Source organism: Thalassotalea fonticola, assembly GCF_032911225.1.
GTDB classification, from domain to species: Bacteria; Pseudomonadota; Gammaproteobacteria; order Enterobacterales; family Alteromonadaceae; genus Thalassotalea_A; species Thalassotalea_A fonticola.
On the sequence record NZ_CP136600.1, the window covers coordinates 4,507,672 to 4,529,921 of the forward strand.

A 22,250-nucleotide genomic window follows, 5' to 3' on the forward strand; every position below is an offset into this window, starting at 1 on the left:
TTTAAAAAAAGAATTAACAATGAAAATATTAGTCAGTAATGATGATGGAGTAAATGCGCTGGGGATCAAGGTTCTTAATGATGAGTTAGCAAAATTTGCACAAACATTAGTAATAGCACCAGATCGAAATTGTAGTGGTGCAAGTAATTCTTTAACGTTATTAAACCCGTTGCGAGCTGAAACTTTGGCAAATGGTTTTGTTTCTGTAAATGGTACCCCAACTGATGCTGTGCACTTAGGGATTAGTCAAATTTTTGATGGTCAACCCGACTTGGTAGTGGCAGGTATTAATAATGGTGCCAATTTAGGCGATGACGTACTTTATTCTGGTACAGTTGCGGCGGCAACAGAAGGTCGACATATGGGGCTTCCAGCGGTCGCTGTTTCTTTAGTAGGCAAAGAGCAAAATAATTACCAAACTGCAGCAATTGTCGCTGCAAAATTTATTCAACGGTTAAAACAGCACCCTTTACCTAGCGATCAAATCATCAATATTAATGTGCCTGATTTACCTTTAGAACAATTAAAAGGCATTAAGGTGACACGCCTTGGCAATAGGCATAAAGCGGAAACCATGCGTAAAATGTCAGACCCATGGAAGCGAGATATATACTGGTATGGTACGTTAGGTAATGAATTAGATTGTGGTGAAGGCACTGATTTTCAGGCTATAGCTAATGGGTTTGCTTCAGTGACTCCGTTAACGATAGATATGACCGCTTACAGTAGCATGCAACAAATGACAGATTGGATGAGTGAATTGAGTTTATGAATATGACACAAAGAATTAGCGGTAAATCTCAACGAAGCGGAGAAATCCTAGCTCAGCACCTTTACAATTCGGGTATTCGCAATACTGCGGTACTTCATGCCATTGCAAATAGCCCAAGGCATATATTCGTACCTGAAATTTTAGCTCATAAGGCTTACGACAATACCGCACTGCCTATTGGTCAAGGGCAAACTATTTCCCAACCATATATTGTTGCTAAAATGACAGAGCTTATTTTAGAGCAAGAGGGTAACGAAAATGTGCTAGAAATAGGTACCGGCTCTGGTTACCAAACATCAATTTTGGCGCAGTTGTTTAATAAAGTATATTCGGTTGAACGTATTAAAGCGTTGCAGTGGCAAGCTAAACGTCGTTTGCAAAAAATTGATTTGCATAATGTCTCGATGAAACATGGTGATGGTTGGAAAGGCTGGGCAAGTAAAGGCCCTTATAAAGCTATTATTGTTACCGCTGCTGCGCGTGAAATACCAACGGAGTTACTTAATCAATTAACTGATGGTGGTAAGTTAATCATTCCGGTTGGAGAGCAGGCACAAGTACTCAAATTGATCACTCGCCAAGGTGACAACTTCATTAAGCAAAGAATTGAAGCGGTAAAATTTGTACCTCTTGTTCCGGGCGCATTACTATGAAAATTTTTACACCGTTGTATAATTGGACTATGCGCTGGGCTGAACATAAATTTGCCCCAATGATGCTAGCGATATTAACTTTTGCTGAGTCTGTGTTTTTTCCTATCCCTCCTGATGTCCTACTTGCCCCTATGGTGCTGTCTAAGCCAGAAAGAGCATGGCGATTAGCTACACTTACAACCGTTTCATCGGTAATTGGTGGTGTAGTGGGGTATTTACTAGGTTATCTACTGTTTGAACCCGTTATCCAACCTATTTTAATTGATTTTAATTACATGGATAAATTTAACCATGCTATGGATTGGTTTAAAGAGTATGGGGTCTGGGTGGTGTTTATTGCTGGTTTTTCACCAATTCCATATAAAGTTTTTACTTTAAGTGCAGGTTTTCTGCAAATGTTGTTTATTCCGTTCTTAATTGCTTCAACTGTGGGAAGAGGTTTACGTTTCTTTTTGGTTGCAGGCTTAATTAAAGCGGGTGGCAAACCTATGGAAACTAAGATAAGAGAAAGTGTCGATCTTATTGGCTGGGTTATTGTATTTCTTATCATAGCGTTATACTTTATTATTAATTAAAAAAATATTATTTTTCAATGGGATACTTTAATTTAAAGAGCAAAAGGATATTTTTATTGTTCATGGTACCAGTAACCATGACAATGCTGCTCAGTTGTGCCGATAGGACACGGCCAGCTCCTGTTGTTAACCTTTCCGGATCTACCGTAACCACAGCAACTAATAAGAACACCTTAAATAGTAGTCAGTATAAAGTAAAATCTGGTGAGACATTATATTCTATTGCTTGGCGCTCAGGTAAAGACGTCAGAACTATTGCCGAACTCAACCGCTTGTCAGCACCTTATAAAATTTATCCTGGACAGATTTTGCAACTTCATACAAAAGTGTATAAATCCCCAGGTTCGAGCTCAACGGTAAGTAAAGCAAATGTTAAAACTAGTCAAATTAAGCGAAAAACTAGTCCTAAAGTTGTTGCAAATCAAAAATCACAGGAGTATGGTAAATCTAGTGGTGGGAATTTCACTGGTGTAAAAGTGCCATCTCTCACTCAGAAAGTGAAAAGTTGGATGTGGCCGGTAAATGGTCGAATAATATCAAACTTTTCAAATTCCCCGCAGGGCAATAAGGGGATCGACATTGACGGCAATAAAGGGAAACCGATAAAAGCCGCTGCCGATGGACTTATTGTTTATGCAGGAAATGCGTTACGCGGTTATGGCAATCTAATAATAATAAAGCACAACGATGATTATCTAAGTGCCTATGCTCATAACGATACTTTACGGGTTACAGAACAACAAACCATAAAAGCAGGAAGCGTAATTGCGACAATGGGCAACACTGGTACAGATAAAACCATGTTGCACTTTGAGATTCGATTTAGGGGCAAATCGGTAAATCCATTACGGTATTTACCGAAAAATAATTAATTAGCTAATAGAGGCGAGTAAAAAGTGACAGTGTAATTATAAAACCGGTGAGTATTGGGAGATATCAATGGTAAAAGTTAAAGAACCTGCAGTAGCAATGAATGTAACTGCAAACAGTGAAAAAAATCAGAAAATAGCTGTAGAAGAAACCTCATCAAATTTAGATGCAACACAAATGTATCTAGGTGAGATTGGCTCTTCCCCCCTTTTAACTGCAAAAGAAGAAGTATATTTTTCGCGCAAAGCGCTGAAAGGTTGCGAAGCATCTCGAGCCCGAATGATAGAAAGCAACCTGAGACTTGTTGTAAAAATTGCACGAAGATATAATAATCGCGGCTTACCTTTATTAGATTTAATTGAAGAAGGCAACCTAGGCTTAATCCGCGCAGTAGAAAAATTTGACCCTGAACGAGGTTTTCGCTTCTCTACTTATGCAACTTGGTGGATCCGTCAAACAATTGAACGGGCTATCATGAATCAAACCCGCACCATTCGACTTCCTATCCATGTGGTTAAAGAACTTAATGTATATTTACGCGCCGCACGTGAACTCATCCAAAAACTAGATCACGAACCAACAGCAGAAGAAATTGCTAAAAAATTAGATGTACCCGTTGCCGATGTGAGCAAAATGCTTAAACTGAACGAGCGTATAACATCTGTAGATACACCATTTGGCGGCGAATCAGACAAAGCTTTGTTAGATGTTATTGCTGATGAAAAAAGCCAAGGTCCGGAATCTGATTTACAAGACAACGACATAAAACAGAATATTGTTCATTGGTTAAATGAGTTAAATTCAAAACAACGTGAAGTGTTGGCAAGACGTTTTGGCTTGCTTGGTTATGAACCTGCTACGCTTGAAGATGTAGGCCATGAAATTGGCTTAACTCGTGAACGAGTAAGACAAATTCAAGTTGAAGCGTTAAAACGTTTACGTGATATTTTATCGACTCAAAATTTATCGATTGAAGCGTTGTTCCAGGCTTAGCCTATAAAGTGACTACCGGATAAAAAGAAACCAGCGTTACGCTGGTTTCGTTGTTTTTGATGAATAAAAACAGCGCTACACTTTGTTTTTCAATTCAAATAACAAATCCATCGCCTGTCTCGGCGTAATGTCATCAATATTCAAGTTTCTTAATTGTGCAATCATCGGGTGCTCTTCGACAAACATATCTTGTTGTAGTTCAGCCGCTTGTTGATTTGTAATAACTGTCGCAGGTGCTTGCATTTCAAGTTCATGTAAACGCTGTTTTGCTCGTTTTATTACCGTTTTCGGAACTCCAGCAAGTTGTGCTACCTGCAAACCGAAGCTTTTGCTGGCAGCCCCTTCTTGCACAGCATGCATAAAAATAATTGTGTCATCATGTTCCATTGCATCAAGGTGAATATTAGCGAGCGTATCGAGTTGCTCAGCTAATTCAGTAAGCTCGAAATAATGACTGGCAAATAAAGTAAAGGCTTTACTATTTATCGCTAAATACTCAGCACAGGCCCAGGCCAACGATAAACCATCGTAGGTGCTGGTACCTCGACCAATTTCATCAAGTAATACCAACGACTGTTCTGTTGCATTATGTAGAATATTCGCTGTTTCAGTCATTTCTACCATAAATGTTGAGCGGCCACTGGCTAAGTCATCAGACGCACCTATTCGGGTAAAAATTCTATCTACTAAACCTATTTTTGCATTGTCGGCAGGCACGTAACTGCCGACATGCGCTAACAGAGTAATTAACGCCGTTTGTCGCATGTAAGTAGATTTACCGCCCATATTAGGCCCGGTGATAATTAACATTTTGCGTTGCTGTGATAATTCAACCGGGTTAGCGATAAAAGCATCAGTAGTAACTTGTTCAACCACTGGATGGCGACCAGCATCAATGTGTATGCCCGGATCTTTACTTAACATCGGCTTATTATAATTTAATGTAAGCGCACGCTCGGCAAAGTTATTTAATACATCAAGACTTGCAACAGCCTCTGAGCATAATTGTAATTGCTCAATAAATGGCGCAAGTTGATCAAATAATTCATCGTATAAGCGTTTTTCTAAGGCAAGGTATCGGCTTTGTGCTGTTAGAACTTTCTCTTCATGAGATTTTAGCTCTTCGGTAATAAATCGTTCGTTGTTTTTAAGAGTTTGTCTGCGAATATATTCCACAGGTACTTCATTTGACTCTCTTCGACTTATCTCAATATAAAAACCATGAACTCGGTTATAACCAACTTTTAATGTGCTGATCCCGGTTTTTTCACGTTCACGTTGTTCTAATTCTGCTAAGAAGTTACTCGCACCTTGGCTTAAGTTTCTCAGCTCATCTAGCTCGCTATTATAGCCGGGAGCTAATACGCCACCATCTCTAATCAACACTGGTGGGTTTTCAATAATGGCTTTACTTAACAATTCATGTAACTGTGGAATTGGGCGGCTAACATTTGCCAATTGCTGCATATAAGGTTGAGAATTTAATAACAGAAGTTGATTAAGCTCTGGCAACAAACCCAACGCATTACGTAAGCGGGCAAAATCTCTTGGGCGCGCGCTTCTAAGAGCAATTCGAGCGATAATTCGTTCAATATCACCAATACCTTTAATGGTATCGAAAATATCTGTTTGTACGTCCTCGCTAATAATTGCGGCAATTGCATTTTGACGATTCTCTAGTGCCTCTATGTTCCTTAGCGGAAAGTGCAGCCAACGCTTTAATAACCGAGACCCCATAGGTGATGCAGTTTTATCAAGAACCGAAGCTAAAGTATTATCGCTACCGCCTGAAAGGTTTTGCGTTAACTCAAGGTTTTTACGGGTGGCAGCATCTAAAATTACCCCTTGAGCATAGGCTTCTGCTTTTATACTTCTAATGTGTGGAAGTTCACTGCGCTGAGTATCTTTGACATATTGCAATAGGCAACCAGCAGCAGCTAAGCCGTAATGATATTCATCAACGCCAAAGCCAACCAACTCTTTTGTGCCAAATTGCTTATTTAAGATTTTGATCGCAGTATCTAAATCATACTCCCAGTCAGGACGACGTCTTTTGCCTTTTATTTGCTCAATCAAGTCTGTATGTTCAAATGATTCTGGATATAGTAACTCTGCAGGTGTTAAGCGTTGCAATTCAGCTTGTAATTGCTCTTCATTGTTTGGCTGGCAAAGGACGAAGCGACCGCTGCTCATATCAAGGTAAGCAATGCCAAATTTTTCTTTATGAGCAAAAATAGAGACAAGTAAGTTGTCTTGCTTATCTTCTAATAATGCTTCATCTGAAATGGTTCCGGGTGTAACAATGCGTACAACTTTTCGTTCAACCGGTCCTTTACTGGTGGCTGGATCGCCAATTTGTTCACAAATGGCTACGGATTCACCCATTTGAACCAGTCGAGCTAAATAATTTTCAACTGCATGATAAGGAACACCGGCCATAGGTATTGCGTTGCCACCAGTTTTTCCTCTGGCAGTTAGAGATATGTCCAGTAGATCAGAGGCTTTTTTAGCATCATCAAAAAACAACTCGTAAAAGTCGCCCATTCGATAAAACACTAGAATATGTTTGAATTCTGATTTTATTTTTAAATATTGGCGCATCATAGGGGTGTGATTAGATTGCGCAAAAAGATCGTCTGTCATTTATTAGCTTTTGTATTTATTAAAGTTATTTTGAGTTCGGCAAATTAATTGGAAAATAGATAAAATAGGCCGTGATTCATAGCGTATATGGATGGTAAAATATTATTACTCGAAGCGCAAAGCAAGATATCATTAATTAACAATATAATTATCACTAAACTACTGTATAAAAAATCTAAATTTTAATTTTTATTACTGTATATAAAACCACGCTTGTGTGTGTTTATATTTTTTATTAAAAATAAATAGATTATTAATTTCTTATTTATCAGGTTGTTAAGTGTTTTTGTTGTTGATTTTAAGAAAAAATAAAATTTAGTAGTTGATACTGTATTATTATACAGTATACTGAGTGCATAACTACTGGATAAATAGAAAAATATTGGAGATTTTAATGGACGCAAATAAAGAAAAGGCATTATCAGCAGCCCTAGGTCAAATTGAACGTCAATTCGGTAAAGGTTCAATCATGAAGCTAGGTGATAACCAAAGCATGAACGTAGAAACAATTTCTACCGGCTCGCTTGCTTTAGATGTTGCCCTTGGTGCTGGCGGTTTACCAATGGGTCGTGTTGTTGAAATCTATGGTCCAGAATCTAGTGGTAAAACGACACTTACTTTAGAAGTAATTGCTGAAGCACAGCGCAATGGTAAAGTATGTGCGTTCGTTGATGCTGAACATGCTCTTGATCCAATCTATGCAGAAAAACTTGGTGTGGATATTAATGAATTGTTAGTGTCGCAGCCAGACACTGGTGAACAAGCATTAGAAATTGTTGATATGTTAAGTCGCTCAGGTGCGGTAGATGTTATCGTAGTCGATTCGGTTGCAGCACTTACGCCAAAAGCTGAAATTGAAGGTGATATGGGTGATAGTCACATGGGCTTGCAAGCTCGCATGTTGTCACAAGCAATGCGTAAATTGACTGGTAACCTAAAGCAATCAAACACCATGCTTATCTTTATTAACCAAATTCGTATGAAAATTGGTGTAATGTTTGGTAACCCTGAAACAACAACCGGTGGTAATGCGTTGAAGTTCTATGCTTCTGTTCGTCTAGATATCCGTCGTATTGGTGCTGTGAAAGAAGGTGATGAGATTACCGGTAACGAAACCCGTGTTAAAGTGGTTAAAAACAAAATTGCACCGCCATTTAAACAAGCTGAATTCCAAATTTTATACGGTTTAGGTATCAATAGTTTAGGTGAGCTTATCGACTTGGGTGTTAAGCATAAAATGGTTGATAAAGCTGGTGCATGGTACAGCTGCATGGGCGAAAGAATTGGTCAAGGTAAAGCAAATGCAACTAAGTACCTTGCAGAAAACACAGCAATGGCGAAAGAGTTAGAAGCTAAGTTACGTGGCTTGTTACTCACTACTGTTAAAGATTCAGAAGATGAAGAAGTTGTTGCTGAAGTAGAATAATATTCAATACACTATTATTTAATAAACCGCTCACTGAGCGGTTTTTTTATGTCTAAAGGTAAATAATAAGTTTATTTAGACGTCTATACGTTTAGATGTTGACATTTCTATATGGTTGGGTAGTATTAAGTTTTTACTCTTTCATAGGTCTGTATTAATGCCGATTAAAATCCCTGATCAACTTCCTGCCTTGGCTGTACTCGCAAATGAGAACATCTTTGTCATGTCTGAAAATAGGGCTGTTAATCAAGATATTCGACCAATGCAAGTAGCAATATTGAATTTAATGCCTAATAAAATTGAAGCAGAAATTCAAATATTACGCATGCTTTCCAATACACCATTGCAAATCAATATTGAATTTGTACGTTTAAATTTAAATGAGTCTAAAAATACGCCTAAGGCACACTTAGATGAGTTTTATTGTTTATTCGATGATATTAAGCATAAACACTATGACGGCTTGATTGTTACTGGTGCTCCTTTAGGCCAGCTTAATTATGAAGATGTTTCTTACTGGGACAAAATTGTAGAAGTGTTTGAATGGTCACAAACAAATGTAACATCAACGATGTATTCATGCTGGGCTGCGCATGCTGCGCTATACTACCGTTATGGCTTAAACCGAAAATTACGGGATAAAAAGCTTTCAGGTGTGTATCTTCATAAAACATTAGATTCAATGGAACCATTAACACGTGGCTATGAAGAAGAATTTTCAGTACCGCATTCACGCTATGGTGAAATTGATAAAACAATTTATCAAAGCGTCGATGAACTAAATATTTTAGCTGAATCTAAGCAAGCAGGAGTTTACTTGGTTGCTACAAAGGATAAGAAACATGTCTTTGTAACCGGACATCCTGAATATGATGCTTGTACCTTAAGTGATGAATATCAACGCGATATAAACGTCGGAGTTGATACCTTCATACCCGAAAATTATTTTAAATTTGATGATGTAAATAGCATCCCAAAAAACAAGTGGCGTAGCCATGGCTGCTTATTGTTTAGCAATTGGCTAAATTATTATGTTTATCAAATTACTCCTTACAACCTTGAAAATTAGCTCTGTTAAAATTAGTACAAGCAGCAATTATTTAATTCAGAACCAGGAACTATTACGGTGAAATCTCCAACCACTATTTTATTAGAGCAACAACTGCAAGACCGAATTTTAGTACTTGATGGTGCTATGGGTACTATGATCCAAGATCATAAATTTGAAGAGCAAGATTATCGAGGTACCAGGTTCGCAGATTGGCATTGTGATGTGAAAGGTAACAATGATTTACTTTCAATCACCCAAAGTGAAGTTATAAAAGATATCCACCGTCAGTACTTAGTAGCGGGTGCTGATATTATTGAAACTAATACATTTAACTCTACTACCATTGCCATGGCTGATTACGATATGGAAGATATCAGTCGTGAGATAAACTTAGTTTCAGCACAAATTGCTCGCCAAGTTGCAGATGAAATAAGTTTAACAACCCCGGATAAACCAAGGTTTGTTGCAGGTGTGTTAGGGCCAACTAACCGTACATGTTCTATTTCACCTGATGTAAATAATCCGGCATTTCGAAATGTAAGTTTTGATGAGCTAAAAGACGCATATATTGAATCTATTCTTGCCTTAATAGAAGGCGGAGTAGATATTATAATGCTCGAAACTATCTTCGATACGTTAAACGCAAAAGCTGCTGTTTTTGCTGTGGAACAAGTGTTCGCCGATCTAGGCTATCGCTTACCCCTAATGATCTCTGGCACAATCACAGATGCTTCGGGTAGAACCCTATCAGGGCAAACTACTGAAGCATTTTATAACTCATTGCGTCATGCTGACCCTATTTCATTCGGCTTAAACTGTGCGCTTGGTCCGGTTGAGCTTAGGCAGTATGTAGAAGAGTTAAGCAATATCTCCGACTTCGCCGTTTCAGCCCACCCAAATGCGGGTTTGCCAAATGCCTTTGGTGAATATGACTTTACTGTTGAAGATATGAATGAGCATATTATTGAATGGGCTCAAGCTGGCTTCTTAAATATAGTCGGCGGTTGTTGTGGTACCACACCTGCACATATAAAAGGTATTGCCGATTCAGTTGCAAGTATTAACCCTCGTAAAATCGAAGCTAAAAAAATAGCGTGTCGGTTATCAGGGTTAGAAGCGCTAAATCTTGATGAAAACAGTTTATTTGTTAACGTTGGTGAGCGTACCAATGTGACAGGTTCAGCCATATTTAAACGCTTAATAACCGAAGAAAAATACGATGAAGCAATCGCCGTAGCGCTCCAGCAAGTTGAAAATGGGGCGCAAATAATTGATATCAATATGGATGAGGGCATGCTTGACTCCTATGGGGCAATGGTTAAGTTTCTAAACTTAATTGCTGGCGAGCCTGATATCTCGAAAGTACCTATCATGCTTGATTCCTCTAAATGGGAGATCATGGAGGCAGGCTTAAAATGTATTCAGGGCAAGGGCATTGTTAACTCTATTAGCTTAAAAGAAGGTGAGGAAGCGTTTAAGCATCATGCTGAACTCGTTCGTCGTTATGGCGCCGCAGTAATTATCATGGCTTTTGACGAAGTTGGCCAAGCTGATACCAAAGATAGAAAAGTAGAAATTTGTCAACGAGCTTATCGTATATTGGTTGATGAGGTTGGCTTCCCGCCGGAAGATATCATCTTTGATCCAAATATTTTTGCGGTAGCAACTGGTATTGATGAACATAACAATTATGCCGTAGACTTTATTGAAGCCACTAAAGTTATTAAGGAAACTCTACCGCATGCGATGATTTCTGGTGGCGTATCAAATGTGTCGTTTTCATTTCGTGGTAATAACCCGGTACGTGAAGCAATCCATGCAGTATTCCTTTATCATGCGATTAAAAATGGCATGGATATGGGGATTGTTAATGCCGGGCAATTAGCAATTTATCAAGATGTTCCTGAAAATTTATTAAAAGCTGTTGAGGATGTTATTCAAAATAGCGATGAAGATGCGACAGAACGTCTGTTAGAGGTTGCTGAAGAGTATCGTGGCCAAGGTGGTCAAAAAGCTGCTGGAGCTGACTTAAGTTGGCGTGAGCTACCGGTAATCAAAAGATTAGAGCATGCATTAGTAAAAGGCATTAATGAATTTATTGTTGAAGATACTGAAGAAGCAAGGTTAGCAGCAGCGCGACCTATCGATGTTATCGAAGGGCCGCTAATGGACGGGATGAATATCGTTGGTGACTTATTTGGCGAAGGTCAAATGTTCTTACCGCAAGTGGTAAAATCTGCACGAGTAATGAAGCAAGCTGTGGCGCATTTACAACCTTTCATTGAACTTGAAAAAACAGAAGCAAGCTCCAACGGTAAGGTATTACTAGCCACGGTTAAAGGTGATGTGCACGACATTGGGAAGAATATAGTTGGTGTAGTATTGCAATGTAATAACTATGAGGTAATCGATCTTGGCGTTATGGTTTCATGTGATAAGATTTTGCAAGTAGCCCGTGATGAAAATGTTGATATTATCGGTTTGTCAGGCTTAATTACACCTTCTCTCGATGAAATGGTCCATGTGGCCAAAGAAATGCAGCGTCTTGATTTTGATTTACCTTTATTGATTGGTGGTGCAACAACATCGAAAGCGCACACTGCAGTTAAAATTGAACAAAACTATGAGCATCCAGTGGTTTATGTACCAAATGCCTCTCGCTCAGTATCAGTGGTTAATTCATTATTAACCCCAGAATTGAAAGATGCATTGGTTGAACGTACAGAAAAAGAATATGAAACTGTTCGCCAACGTTACAGTAAAAAAGGACCTCGCTCTGATTTATCGTCATTAAAAGATTCTCGCGCGAACGCTTTTCCATTAAGTTTTGACAACTACACACCGGTCACACCAAAACAATTGGGCGTAACAGTATTAGATAACTTAGATTTGAATGTGGTACGAAATTACATCGATTGGACGCCATTTTTCTTAACCTGGCAGTTATCAGGTAAATATCCAAAAATTTTGGAACATGAACTTATTGGCGAAGAAGCAAAAAAATTATTTGCTGATGCCAATGCCATGCTTGATGAGGTGATTAACAATCAAACCTTAAAAGCAAAAGCGGTATTTGGCTTATTTCCGGCACAAAGTATTGGTGATGACATTGAAGTGTTTACCGATGACACACGCAGTGAAATATTAAATACACTTTGTGGATTGCGCCAGCAAACGAAGAAGCAAGCAGGGCAGTTCAATCGTTGTTTAAGTGATTACGTTGCTGATAAAGACTCGGGCATTAATGACTACGTAGGTGCATTTGCAGTATCTGCAGGTTTTGGTGCGGATGAGTTAGTGCAAGAGTATGACTCTAAACATGATACTTATAATTCTATTTTATTAAAGGCTGTTGCCGATAGGCTTGCTGAAGCAACAGCAGAATATTTACATGAACAAATTCGTAAGGAATATTGGGGTTATGCCAGTGATGAAAATCTAGATAACGAAGCTCTTATCCGTGAAAGTTATCAAGGTATTAGACCTGCTCCAGGTTATCCAGCATGCCCTGAACATACGGAAAAGGCAACGATATGGCAGTTACTTGATGTTGAAAACAACATCGGCATGGAGTTAACAACAAGCTATGCGATGTGGCCAGGTGCAGCAGTTAGTGGTTGGTATTTTGCTCACCCAGACAGCAAGTATTTTGCTGTTGCTAAAATAGATAAAGAGCAAGTAGAAAGCTATGCAACTCGTAAAAATATGAGTGTAACTGAAGCTGAGCGCTGGTTGTCACCAAACCTGGGTTATGATCCTGATTAAAGATTAATTTAGCGAACAAAATTTAAAAGGGCCAGAAGGCCCTTTTCTTGTTTCAAGCAGTATTTTTTTTATCCAAACACAGGTAGAATATGCACAATTATACCCGTTGAAGTAATGCTTTAGTGATAAAAAAGGACGTTAAAAAAGCCGCTTATTCTTTATTAGCAAGACGCGAACATTCGCAAAAAGAGCTAATGCAAAAGTTAAAGCTAAGAGAGTTCAATAGCGATGATATACAAATTGTATTAGATGCCTTGAGTGAGCAAGATATTCAGAGTGATTTACGTTTTGGTGAAAGTATGTTTCGCCTACGAATTGCCAAAGGTTATGGATGGATTTATATCGCCGCAGAATTAAAGCAAAAAGGCCTGACAAGTGATACTATAGCCGCCGTTTATGCTAGCCAGCACGTTGACTGGTTTTTACAGGCAGAGATTGCTTATCAAAAGCGTTTTGATAACACTGAAATTATCGACCAAAAAGATAAAGCCAAACGAGTAAGATTTTTACAATATCGTGGATACAGTTTTGAACAAATAAACACGGTATTGAACTTAAGCTAATAAATAGCTACCTAATTAATGAATACAAATTTTTTATTGGATAACGACCATGATTAAATCCAGTGCCGAAATAAGACAGGCATTTTTAAACTTCTTCGCGCAAAAACAGCACCAAATAGTTGCGAGTAGCTCACTTGTACCAGGCAATGATGCAACTTTACTGTTTACCAATGCTGGTATGGTACCATTTAAAGATGTGTTTTTAGGCGCTGAAACTCGCAGTTATACCAGAGCTACATCATCACAGCGTTGTGTACGTGCTGGTGGTAAACATAATGATTTAGAAAATGTGGGTTATACCGCTCGCCATCATACATTTTTTGAAATGCTGGGTAACTTTAGCTTTGGTGACTATTTCAAAATAGATGCTATCAACTTCGGTTGGGAATTCTTAACTTCAGTGTTAGGTTTACCAAAAGAGAAATTATTAGTAACGGTGTATGAAACCGACAATGAAGCATTTGACCATTGGGCAAATGTGATTGGTGTTCCGGTAGATCGTATCATTCGTATTGGCGACAAGTCAGCAGACAAAAAATTTGAGTCTGACAATTTTTGGTCAATGGGTGATACTGGACCATGTGGCCCTTGCTCTGAAATATTTTATGATCATGGCGAAGAAATTTGGGGCGGTCCTCCGGGTTCACCTGAAGAAGATGGTGATCGTTTTATCGAGATTTGGAACCTTGTTTTCATGCAGTTTAACCGCCAAGCTGACGGCACTATGGAACCACTACCTAAGCCTTCTGTTGATACCGGCATGGGACTGGAGCGTATTGCTGCAATCATGCAAGGCGTACATTCAAACTATGAAATAGATATATTCCAAGGTTTAATTAAAGCTGCGGCTGACTTACTTGGTTGTGAAGATTTAGAACATAAATCATTACGAGTAATAGCCGATCACATCCGTTCGTGTAGCTTTATGATCACCGATGGCGTTAACCCATCAAATGTAGGGCGTGGTTTTGTACTTCGTCGTATTATTCGCCGTGCGGTACGTCATGGGCATAAACTTGAAGCAAAATCCCATTTCTTCCATCAATTGGTTTCAGCGTTGGCTGAACAAATGGGAGAAGCATATCCTGAGCTTATCAAGCAACAAGCGATTATAGAAAAAACATTACGCATTGAGGAAGAGCAATTTGGCCGCACGTTAGACCGTGGCATGAACTTACTTAGCGATGTGATTGCTAATTTAACTGGGGATGTTATTCCTGGCAAGGATGTGTTTAAGCTCTACGATACCTACGGATTCCCAGCTGACTTAACTGCCGATATAGCTCGTGAAAAAGAATTAACCATTGACCAAGACGGTTTTGATAGTGAAATGCAAGCACAACGTGAACGTGCGCAAAAAGCATCAAATTTTGGTACTGATTACAATGATCAAATCAAATCAGACAAAACCACACATTTTGAAGGCTATGATAATCACAGTTTTAGCTCCACTATAGTTGAATTATTTAACAGTGAAGGTAGTGTTTCATCGTTAAATGCCGGTGATAAAGGCGTCATTGTTTTAGACAATTCCCCATTTTATGCTGAATCTGGTGGTCAAGTAGGTGATACCGGCACTATAACCACTGACAGTGGCATTTTCAAAGTAACTGATACAGTTAAATTGGGTAATGCTTTTGCTCATCACGGTGTGGCCGAGTCAGCTATTCAATTAAATGCTAGAGCAAATGCAGCAATAGACAGTGCTCGCCGTAGTAATATTGTCAAAAACCATTCAGCGACACATTTATTACATGAGGCGCTTCGTCAGGTTTTAGGTGAGCACGTGATCCAAAAAGGCTCATTATGTGATCCTGACAAACTTCGTTTTGACTTTTCTCATTTCGAAGGCGTAACAGCTGTAGAGCTTCGTCAGGTAGAGCAATTAGTAAATGATAATATTCGTGCCAATTTCATTCGTGAAACAGCACTAATGGATATTGAATCAGCTAAAGAAAAAGGCGCAATGGCGCTGTTTGGTGAAAAGTATGACGATGAAGTGCGTGTTGTTAGCTTAGGTAGCTTTTCAACAGAGCTTTGTGGTGGTGTGCATGTTGAACGTACCGGCGATATTGGTTTATTAAAAATCACTTCTGAAGCAGGTATTGCTGCAGGCACAAGACGTATTGAAGCAGTGACTGGTATTGCTGCAATGACATACGTTGACGAGCAAGCTGATAAACTAACCACTATTGCAAACTTAGTTAAATCAGATGCCGTTAATACGGTAAGCAAAGTTGAGCAGTTAATTGCTAAATCTAAACAATTAGAAAAAGAAATCGCACAATTAAAGCAAAAGTTAGCTTCACAAGCGGGGTCAGACTTAATCAATAGTGCAATTAATATTAATGGCGTTAAGGCATTAATTGCCGATGTTGAGGGGAGCGACCCGAAAGCATTACGTGAAATGGTTGACGATCTTAAAAATAAATTAGGCTCCGGCGTTGTATTGTTAGCGTTAGCTAATGGCGCCAAAGTAAGTTTAATTGCCGGGGTTACCAAAGATTTAATTAGCAAAGTAAAAGCTGGCGATTTAGTGAAAATGGTTGCCGAACAAGTTGGTGGTAAAGGCGGAGGCCGTCCAGATATGGCGCAAGCCGGTGGCACTCAACCTGAGAATATTGCAACTGCACTTGCCAGTGTTGAAGCTTGGTTAGCTGATAAGCTATAAGGGTTGAATTATATGATGGCGATTAATCGTTAATGGCAATTATTGTACAAAAGTTTGGGGGGACCTCTGTTGGTTCCCTTGAACGAATTGAAAATGTAGCCGAACAAATCATTAAAACAAAGCAACAAGGACATCAAGTTGTTGCTGTGTTGTCTGCAATGTCAGGTGAGACTAACCGTTTAACTGAACTTGCTAACAAACTCGATCCAAATCCCTCTCCTCGTGAACTCGATATGCTGCTCGCTAGTGGTGAGCAAGTATCAATTGCTTTGCTCTCTATAGCGTTGATTAAACGCGGTTTTTCAGCTGTTTCGTTATTAGCTCATCAAATTGGGCTGCTAACTGATAATCGCTTTAATAAAGCGCGCATTTTAAATGTTGATAATCAGCGAATGCTGAAAGAGTTACAGCAAGGACATATTGTTATCGTTGCAGGTTTCCAGGGTAATGACAATGAAGGCAATATTACTACATTAGGAAGAGGGGGGTCTGATACATCAGCAGTGGCAATTGCAACAGCGCTGCAAGCGAAGGAGTGCCAGATTTTTACTGATGTAGATGGTGTATATACTACGGACCCCCGTCTCGATGAAAATGCTCGAAAATTACCTTATGTGAGTTTTGAAGAAATGTTGGAGATGGCAAGCTCCGGTGCGAAAGTATTACAATCACGATCAGTTGAATTTGCCGGCAATCATAAAATGCCACTTAGGGTGCTTTCAAGCTTTAGCGAAGGTGATGGCACTAGTATTACTTTTGAGCAACAAGCAGACAAAACGCATCCAGTGTCGGCTATTACCAGCCACAAAGATGAGGCAATGATCAGTGCTAGTGGAGTCGAGAGTGGTGAAAAATTTAGAAATAAACTCTTTGCATTACTTGCCAAAGTAGATATTGAAGTTGATATGCTAACGCAAACAGCTAAAGATAATGATAAAATTAACCTTAGTTTTACTGTTCACCGAAATGATTATCAACAAACACTACGCATTGCTAATTCTTTAACCGCTGATTTTTCTATTGAGCAACTCTGTGGTAATAATAAAGTAGTAAAAATATCTGCAATTGGTAATGGTATGCGCTCACACTCCGGAGTCGCAGCAGAACTGTTTGAGTGCCTATTAGATAATAAAATCGATGTTTATTTAGTTTCAGCAGCCGAAATCAAAATATCAGTACTAGTAAAAGAAAGTGATTTAACAAGTGCTGTTTGTTTTTTACACGAAAAGTTTCAACTAAATGTAACAAATTAGTCTCTTTTTCCGAAAACTTTGCTAAATTCTTATATGTTAAGGAAAAAATCTAGTTATTTTGTTTATTTATTGAGCCTAGGTTTGCTAACATAAGAGTGATTTCTAATAAAAGGGAGCATATGGATGCTAATATTAACAAGAAGGGTTGGTGAAACTCTAATGGTCGGTGACGATGTTACAGTCACTGTTTTAGGGGTAAAAGGGAACCAGGTCCGCATAGGTGTTAATGCACCAAAAGAAGTGTCTGTTCATCGTGAAGAAATTTACATGCGCATACAAGCGGAAAAGGATAATCCTGATAATGTGGGTAACGAGTAATTAGCGTTATTTAATTGTCAAAATTGATTCATTAATATTTGCTAAAACCTTTGGTATTTATTTAATGGGTTAAGTTAGTTTGATGTTAACTTCAGCGTTAACTCTGTATATAAATGGTCTGATATTTAAACATCTTGTTTGAAATATCAACAAACAGAAAAAAAGACAAAAAAATCCGTTGACTTATTTTTCGAATCCATTAATATGCACGCCATTGGTGAGGTGGCCGAGAGGCTGAAGGCGCTCCCCTGCTAAGGGAGTATAGGCGTTAAACCCTATCGAGGGTTCGAATCCCTCCCTCACCGCCATTCTTCTTCGAAAGATTGCTGAATGGGCAAGAAAAAGAGTTTTTAATATTTTAATTTCTCGATTGCGGACGCGTAGCTCAGCTGGATAGAGTACCTGGCTACGAACCAGGCGGTCGCAGGTTCGACTCCTGCCGCGTCCGCCACTTCTTTCAAAGAAGTGGTCACTTTCTCAAAGTGAATAAATAACTGAGTCGTGTTGTTCGAGGTAACAACAGTGCGGGTAGCACTTAAAATATACGATCCTGATTTGGCATTAGCCGCTCAGCGTAAGTAAACACTTCCTCAAAGTGGCTAAACATTGAGGGGTGAGGTTATCACTTTAATTATAACGACCGCGGACGCGTAGCTCAGCTGGATAGAGTACCTGGCTACGAACCAGGCGGTCGCAGGTTCGACTCCTGCCGCGTCCGCCACATTAGAAGGCCCTATTTTATCGGAAGATAAATTAGGGCCTTTGCTTTTATTGAGGTCATTGTATTTTGGCTTTTAGTAACACTTCCTCAAAGTGGCTAAACATTGAGGAGTGAGGTTATCACTTTAATTATAACGACCGCGGACGCGTAGCTCAGCTGGATAGAGTACCTGGCTACGAACCAGGCGGTCGCAGGTTCGACTCCTGCCGCGTCCGCCACATTTACAATAAACCGATCCTGTGATCGGTTTTTTGTTTTTTGAAATATAAAAATATAAGTACCTGGCGCTAATACAAAGGCCAGGCGGTCGCAGGTTCGACTCCTGCCGCGTCCGCCACATTTACAATAAACCGATCCTGTGATCGGTTTTTTGTTTTTTGAAATATAAAAATATAAGTACCTAGCGCTAATACAAAGGCCAGGCGGTCGCAGGTTCGACTCCTGCCGCGTCCGCCACATTTACAATAAACCGATCCTATGATCGGTTTTTTGTTTTTTGAAATATAAAAATATAAGTACCTAGCGCTAATACAAAGGCCAAGCGGTCGCAGGTTCGACTCCTGCCGCGTCCGCCACATTTACAATAAACCGATCCTGTGATCGGTTTTTTGTTTTTTGAAATATAAAAATATAAGTACCTAGCGCTAATACAAAGGCCAGGCGGTCGCAGGTTCGACTCCTGCCGCGTCCGCCACATTTACAATAAACCGATCCTGTGATCGGTTTATTGTTTTTTGAAATATAAAAATATAAGTACCTAGCGCCAATACAAAGGCCAGGCGGTCGCAGGTTCGACTCCTGCCGCGTCCGCCACATTTACAATAAACCGATCCTGTGATCGGTTTTTTGTTTTTTGAAATATAAAAATATAAGTACCTAGCGCTAATACAAAGGCCAGGCGGTCGCAGGCTCGACTCCTGCCGCGTCCGCCACATTTACAATAAACCGATCCTGTGATCGGTTTTTTGTTTTTTGAAATATAAAAATATAAGTACCTAGCGCTAATACAAAGGCCAGACGGTCGCAGGTTCGACTCCTGCCGCGTCCGCCACATTTACAATAAACCGATCTTGTGATCGGTTTTTTGTTTTCTGAAATATAAAAATATAAGTACCTGGCGCTAATACAAAGGCCAGGCGGTCGTAGGTTCTAGTTTCTATTCCTTCCCCCTCGTTTCTTTTACGTTTCCTTGCTAAAATATTAGTATCTTTCAAATACCTAAGTAATTTTACCGAATGGCAATAAACTGGTTCCCAGGGCATATGCATAAAGCCCAAAAAGAAATCAAAGAAATTATTAACCAAATTGATGTAGTTATTGAAGTTTGCGATGCACGACTGCCATTTAGCAGTGAAAACCCAATGATCACTGATATTCGGGGTGATAAGCCGCTTATTAAGATCCTCAATAAAAGTGACTTGGCCGACGCTGAGTTAACTAAAGTATGGATAGATTATTTTCATTCGCAGCATAATGTCAAAGCCATTGCATTAACAACGGAAGAGCCAAGTGGCGCTAAAAATATTGCCGCATTAATCCGTAAACTTGCTCCGCATAAAAATGAAGACGGAAAGCAAATTAACGCAATGATCATGGGGATCCCTAATGTAGGTAAATCCACATTAATTAACACTCTGGTTGGTAAAACAAAAGCTAAAGTTGGTAACGAGCCGGCAGTGACTAAAGCTCAACAACGTATTCGTTTAGAAGAGGGCGTGTATTTATATGACACACCAGGCATGTTGTGGCCTAAAATTGATAATGAGAATAGCGGCTATCGTCTTGCCGTCTCTGGTGGTATTAAAGATACGGCCTTTGACCATGAAGAAATAGCCTGTTTTGCCGCTGAATATTTATTGCAATCTTACCCTGAACTGCTAAAAGAACGTTATAAAATAAGTGAATTGCCTGAACATGAAGTCGAGTTTTTGGAAGAGCTTGGTCGCAAGCGTGGCGCGGTAAGAAGTGGTGGGCATGTTGACTTTCATAAAGCTTCTGAAATATTAGTGAATGAAATTCGTGATAAAACCTTGGGCAATATAACGTTTGAAACCCCTTCAATGATAGAAAAAGAAAACGTTTATTTTGCTGAGTTACAAGCTAAAAAAGTAGCTGACCGAGAGGCTAAAAAAGAGGCTCGAGGCCGAGGCCGAAAAAATAAACCAAAAAAGAAAAAGAGCGGTAAATAACCGAAACAGTATAGGAAAATAAAATGAGTAATGAATTTGTACTACATAGCGATTTACAACGAGATGGCATTGAAATAGCTAATTTACCATTGTGTACATTACTGCTTTGCAACGATAGTAATTACCCTTGGTTTATTATGGTTCCACGTCGTAGTGATGTTAAAGATATTTATCAACTAGAGTGGCAGGACCAACTTCAGTTTCTTAATGAATCAAGTGCCGTATCTGAAATTTTAATGCAGTGCTTTAATGGTGACAAAATGAACGTTGCAGCGTTGGGGAATATGACGCCGCAATTACATATTCATCACATTGTTCGCTTTAAAAATGATCCTAGTTGGCCTAAACCTATTTGGGGACAACTGCCTTTAAAGCCTTATGAAAAAAATGAGCTGGAACAATTGCAGAGAAAACTAGTACCAATGCTCAAAGAAGTGATTGGTAGTTAATCGGCATTAGTTAAATTTAATTGCTTATGCTTTTTACTTGCTTGTAGAGCTTGGTGTTGGTTGGGGTAGCAATGTTATGTTTTTGCCCTAACCGATAAATAAAACCATTAATAAAATCAATTTCTGTCTCTTGCTGCTTTAATACATCTACGCGCATTGATGAGCTATTGTTTGCTGTTTTGTCGATGACATCCACAATGGTACTAATTAAATTATCGAAGTTAAGAAGCATCCCTTCCTGTTTGGCCACAACAATTAACTCTTTGATAGCATCTGCTATTATATTTCTATAATAGAGTCCTTTTAATTCTCCGTTATCCACATTATTAATGGCAGTTAATGCATTAATCGCACAGTTAATTGCTAGCTTTTGCCATTGAAGACTTACAATCTGTTCAGTATATGTAAAGCAAGGTACTGAATTTGTTAGAATGTTTATAAGCTCTCGTTCATGTTGCCCATTAGCCTTGCCACTAACTAAACCCATTTGATTTTTACCTATCCCAGTGTGAATAATATGACTAGGAGAAAGCCGCTTCGCCGCCATTGTCGTTAATAAGGCATAAATGGGATTACTACGGCTAAATGTTTTTTGAAGTTGCTCAATTATACCCATGCCATTATTAGTTAGAACTATTGCACAGTGGCTCTTAATATAAGGGGCTATCTCAGCAATTACCGTACTAACATCATAGGATTTAACGCAGCAAATAATGCAATCGGCATTCGCTATCTCTTTATTGCTGGCCGGATTAAAATGGTGCTGTGATGATAAGCCATAAATGTTAGTGAAAGAAAATATATCCGTAAATGAAGTCGCACGTGCCTTTACACTAATATCATGATCGATAAGATAATGAGAAAACAATAACCCCATTGCTCCTCGACCAACGATTAAAATTTTCAAGCTTGTTCCTTTTTCACTTTGTTTTTGTTGGCCATAACAATTAATACGTAACAGAGACAGCCTAATACATCGGCGATGAAGTCAGTAAATTGGCCACTTCTAAATTCTAAATATGATTGCCCAAGCTCAGTCAGGGCTGCATAAACGCATAAAGTGAGTATAGTCGGGGTTAAATCAATTTTTATTAATCTATTTACTAACCAGGTCAGTAATAAAAAGCCGAAGAAATGTCCCGATTTATCAAGTAAATGGTATTGATAAAGAAGTTTAGTAATAAAAGTATAGTTAAGTGCTAATAAGCTAAAGGTTATTACGATGAAGAGGTATATACGAAAATTTGATGTATTCACGACGGCATATTTTTATAAATTTTATCCATGTTAACATGCTTGCCAGCTTAATTAAAAAAACTAAAATATTGTTATTTAATT

The 22,250-nt window shown here is 38.9% G+C and carries 17 protein-coding genes and 4 tRNA genes; 18 read left to right on the forward strand and 3 right to left on the reverse strand.

The genetic code is table 11. The features are described 5' to 3' along the window. Window positions 1–19 precede the first annotated feature (19 nt). From surE to rpoS, 5 genes are all read left to right on the forward strand, one after another. The gene (gene surE, locus RI844_RS18605) at window positions 20–772 is read left to right on the forward strand and encodes a 5'/3'-nucleotidase SurE (protein ID WP_348396139.1); all 753 of its coding nucleotides are present in this window, start codon (window positions 20–22) and stop codon (window positions 770–772) included. 2 nt (window positions 773–774) lie between these two features. Continuing rightward, window positions 775–1,425, forward strand: a complete 651-nt coding sequence (locus tag RI844_RS18610; RefSeq protein WP_348396140.1) for a protein-L-isoaspartate(D-aspartate) O-methyltransferase — start codon at window positions 775–777, stop codon at window positions 1,423–1,425. Further along, window positions 1,422–2,000: a YqaA family protein gene (locus RI844_RS18615; protein ID WP_348396141.1), complete on the forward strand. Its 579-nt coding sequence runs from the start codon at window positions 1,422–1,424 to the stop codon at window positions 1,998–2,000. Before RI844_RS18610 ends, RI844_RS18615 begins: the two co-directional genes overlap by 4 nt. Window positions 2,001–2,062: 62 nt before the next feature. After that, window positions 2,063–2,872, forward strand: coding sequence for a peptidoglycan DD-metalloendopeptidase family protein (locus RI844_RS18620; RefSeq protein ID WP_348396142.1), 810 nt, complete (start codon window positions 2,063–2,065; stop codon window positions 2,870–2,872). 67 nt (window positions 2,873–2,939) lie between these two features. Further along, complete coding sequence (gene rpoS / locus RI844_RS18625; protein ID WP_405054428.1) at window positions 2,940–3,863, forward strand: RNA polymerase sigma factor RpoS; 924 nt, start codon at window positions 2,940–2,942, stop codon at window positions 3,861–3,863. Window positions 3,864–3,938: 75 nt separating this feature from the next. On the opposite strand, the gene mutS is transcribed toward rpoS, so the two are convergent. Beyond that, the gene (gene mutS, locus RI844_RS18630; RefSeq protein WP_348396143.1) at window positions 3,939–6,506 is read right to left on the reverse strand and encodes a DNA mismatch repair protein MutS; all 2,568 of its coding nucleotides are present in this window, start codon (window positions 6,504–6,506) and stop codon (window positions 3,939–3,941) included. Window positions 6,507–6,900: 394 nt separating this feature from the next. On the opposite strand from mutS, the gene recA reads away from it, so the two are divergent. From recA to RI844_RS18695, 13 genes are all read left to right on the forward strand, one after another. Next, on the forward strand, window positions 6,901–7,932 hold the full coding sequence (gene recA / locus RI844_RS18635; protein WP_348396144.1) for a recombinase RecA: 1,032 nt from the start codon (window positions 6,901–6,903) through the stop codon (window positions 7,930–7,932). Between the two features lie 157 nt (window positions 7,933–8,089). Next, window positions 8,090–9,001 carry a homoserine O-succinyltransferase gene (locus RI844_RS18640; RefSeq protein ID WP_348396145.1) on the forward strand — a complete coding sequence of 304 codons (912 nt, stop codon included), beginning with the start codon at window positions 8,090–8,092 and terminating at the stop codon, window positions 8,999–9,001. 51 nt (window positions 9,002–9,052) lie between these two features. After that, window positions 9,053–12,748, forward strand: coding sequence for a methionine synthase (gene metH, locus RI844_RS18645; RefSeq protein ID WP_405054493.1), 3,696 nt, complete (start codon window positions 9,053–9,055; stop codon window positions 12,746–12,748). A gap of 122 nt (window positions 12,749–12,870) precedes the next feature. Continuing rightward, the gene (locus RI844_RS18650) at window positions 12,871–13,311 is read left to right on the forward strand and encodes a regulatory protein RecX (RefSeq protein WP_348396147.1); all 441 of its coding nucleotides are present in this window, start codon (window positions 12,871–12,873) and stop codon (window positions 13,309–13,311) included. A 49-nt stretch (window positions 13,312–13,360) separates the two neighbouring features. Then, window positions 13,361–15,982, forward strand: coding sequence for an alanine--tRNA ligase (gene alaS / locus RI844_RS18655; protein ID WP_348396148.1), 2,622 nt, complete (start codon window positions 13,361–13,363; stop codon window positions 15,980–15,982). A 32-nt stretch (window positions 15,983–16,014) separates the two neighbouring features. Then, window positions 16,015–17,235, forward strand: a complete 1,221-nt coding sequence (locus tag RI844_RS18660) for an aspartate kinase (protein ID WP_348396149.1) — start codon at window positions 16,015–16,017, stop codon at window positions 17,233–17,235. A gap of 123 nt (window positions 17,236–17,358) precedes the next feature. Continuing rightward, window positions 17,359–17,553, forward strand: a complete 195-nt coding sequence (gene csrA / locus RI844_RS18665) for a carbon storage regulator CsrA (RefSeq protein ID WP_348396150.1) — start codon at window positions 17,359–17,361, stop codon at window positions 17,551–17,553. A 216-nt stretch (window positions 17,554–17,769) separates the two neighbouring features. Further along, window positions 17,770–17,861 (forward strand) — tRNA-Ser (locus RI844_RS18670). 66 nt (window positions 17,862–17,927) lie between these two features. After that, window positions 17,928–18,004 (forward strand) — tRNA-Arg (locus tag RI844_RS18675). Window positions 18,005–18,197: 193 nt separating this feature from the next. After that, window positions 18,198–18,274: transfer RNA gene (locus RI844_RS18680), tRNA-Arg, on the forward strand. 141 nt (window positions 18,275–18,415) lie between these two features. After that, window positions 18,416–18,492, forward strand: a tRNA-Arg gene (locus RI844_RS18685). Window positions 18,493–19,509: 1,017 nt separating this feature from the next. Then, window positions 19,510–20,463: a ribosome biogenesis GTPase YlqF gene (ylqF, locus tag RI844_RS18690; RefSeq protein WP_348396151.1), complete on the forward strand. Its 954-nt coding sequence runs from the start codon at window positions 19,510–19,512 to the stop codon at window positions 20,461–20,463. A gap of 23 nt (window positions 20,464–20,486) precedes the next feature. Further along, on the forward strand, window positions 20,487–20,912 hold the full coding sequence (locus RI844_RS18695) for an HIT family protein (protein ID WP_348396152.1): 426 nt from the start codon (window positions 20,487–20,489) through the stop codon (window positions 20,910–20,912). A gap of 16 nt (window positions 20,913–20,928) precedes the next feature. Here RI844_RS18695 and RI844_RS18700 read toward each other — a convergent pair whose 3' ends face one another. Next, window positions 20,929–21,819: a ketopantoate reductase family protein gene (locus RI844_RS18700; protein WP_348396153.1), complete on the reverse strand. Its 891-nt coding sequence runs from the start codon at window positions 21,817–21,819 to the stop codon at window positions 20,929–20,931. Next, the gene (locus tag RI844_RS20305; RefSeq protein WP_405054429.1) at window positions 21,816–22,169 is read right to left on the reverse strand and encodes a VanZ family protein; all 354 of its coding nucleotides are present in this window, start codon (window positions 22,167–22,169) and stop codon (window positions 21,816–21,818) included. The genes RI844_RS18700 and RI844_RS20305 overlap by 4 nt, the downstream gene beginning before the upstream one ends. Between the last annotated feature and the right edge of the window lie 81 nt (window positions 22,170–22,250).

What these genes read in the sequence shown, in the direction of transcription:
- RI844_RS18640 (WP_348396145.1), top strand. Translation starts at nt 8,090, where the DNA reads ATGCCGATTAAAATCCCTGATCAACTTCCTGCCTTGGCTGTACTCGCA.
- ylqF (WP_348396151.1), top strand. Translation starts at nt 19,510, where the DNA reads ATGGCAATAAACTGGTTCCCAGGGCATATGCATAAAGCCCAAAAAGAA.
- recA (WP_348396144.1), top strand. Translation starts at nt 6,901, where the DNA reads ATGGACGCAAATAAAGAAAAGGCATTATCAGCAGCCCTAGGTCAAATT.
- alaS (WP_348396148.1), top strand. Translation starts at nt 13,361, where the DNA reads ATGATTAAATCCAGTGCCGAAATAAGACAGGCATTTTTAAACTTCTTC.
- csrA (WP_348396150.1), top strand. Translation starts at nt 17,359, where the DNA reads ATGCTAATATTAACAAGAAGGGTTGGTGAAACTCTAATGGTCGGTGAC.
- RI844_RS18615 (WP_348396141.1), top strand. Translation starts at nt 1,422, where the DNA reads ATGAAAATTTTTACACCGTTGTATAATTGGACTATGCGCTGGGCTGAA.
- mutS (WP_348396143.1), bottom strand. Translation starts at nt 6,506, where the DNA reads ATGACAGACGATCTTTTTGCGCAATCTAATCACACCCCTATGATGCGC.
- RI844_RS18620 (WP_348396142.1), top strand. Translation starts at nt 2,063, where the DNA reads ATGGTACCAGTAACCATGACAATGCTGCTCAGTTGTGCCGATAGGACA.
- RI844_RS18695 (WP_348396152.1), top strand. Translation starts at nt 20,487, where the DNA reads ATGAGTAATGAATTTGTACTACATAGCGATTTACAACGAGATGGCATT.
- rpoS (WP_405054428.1), top strand. Translation starts at nt 2,940, where the DNA reads ATGGTAAAAGTTAAAGAACCTGCAGTAGCAATGAATGTAACTGCAAAC.
- surE (WP_348396139.1), top strand. Translation starts at nt 20, where the DNA reads ATGAAAATATTAGTCAGTAATGATGATGGAGTAAATGCGCTGGGGATC.
- RI844_RS18610 (WP_348396140.1), top strand. Translation starts at nt 775, where the DNA reads ATGACACAAAGAATTAGCGGTAAATCTCAACGAAGCGGAGAAATCCTA.
- RI844_RS18660 (WP_348396149.1), top strand. Translation starts at nt 16,015, where the DNA reads ATGGCAATTATTGTACAAAAGTTTGGGGGGACCTCTGTTGGTTCCCTT.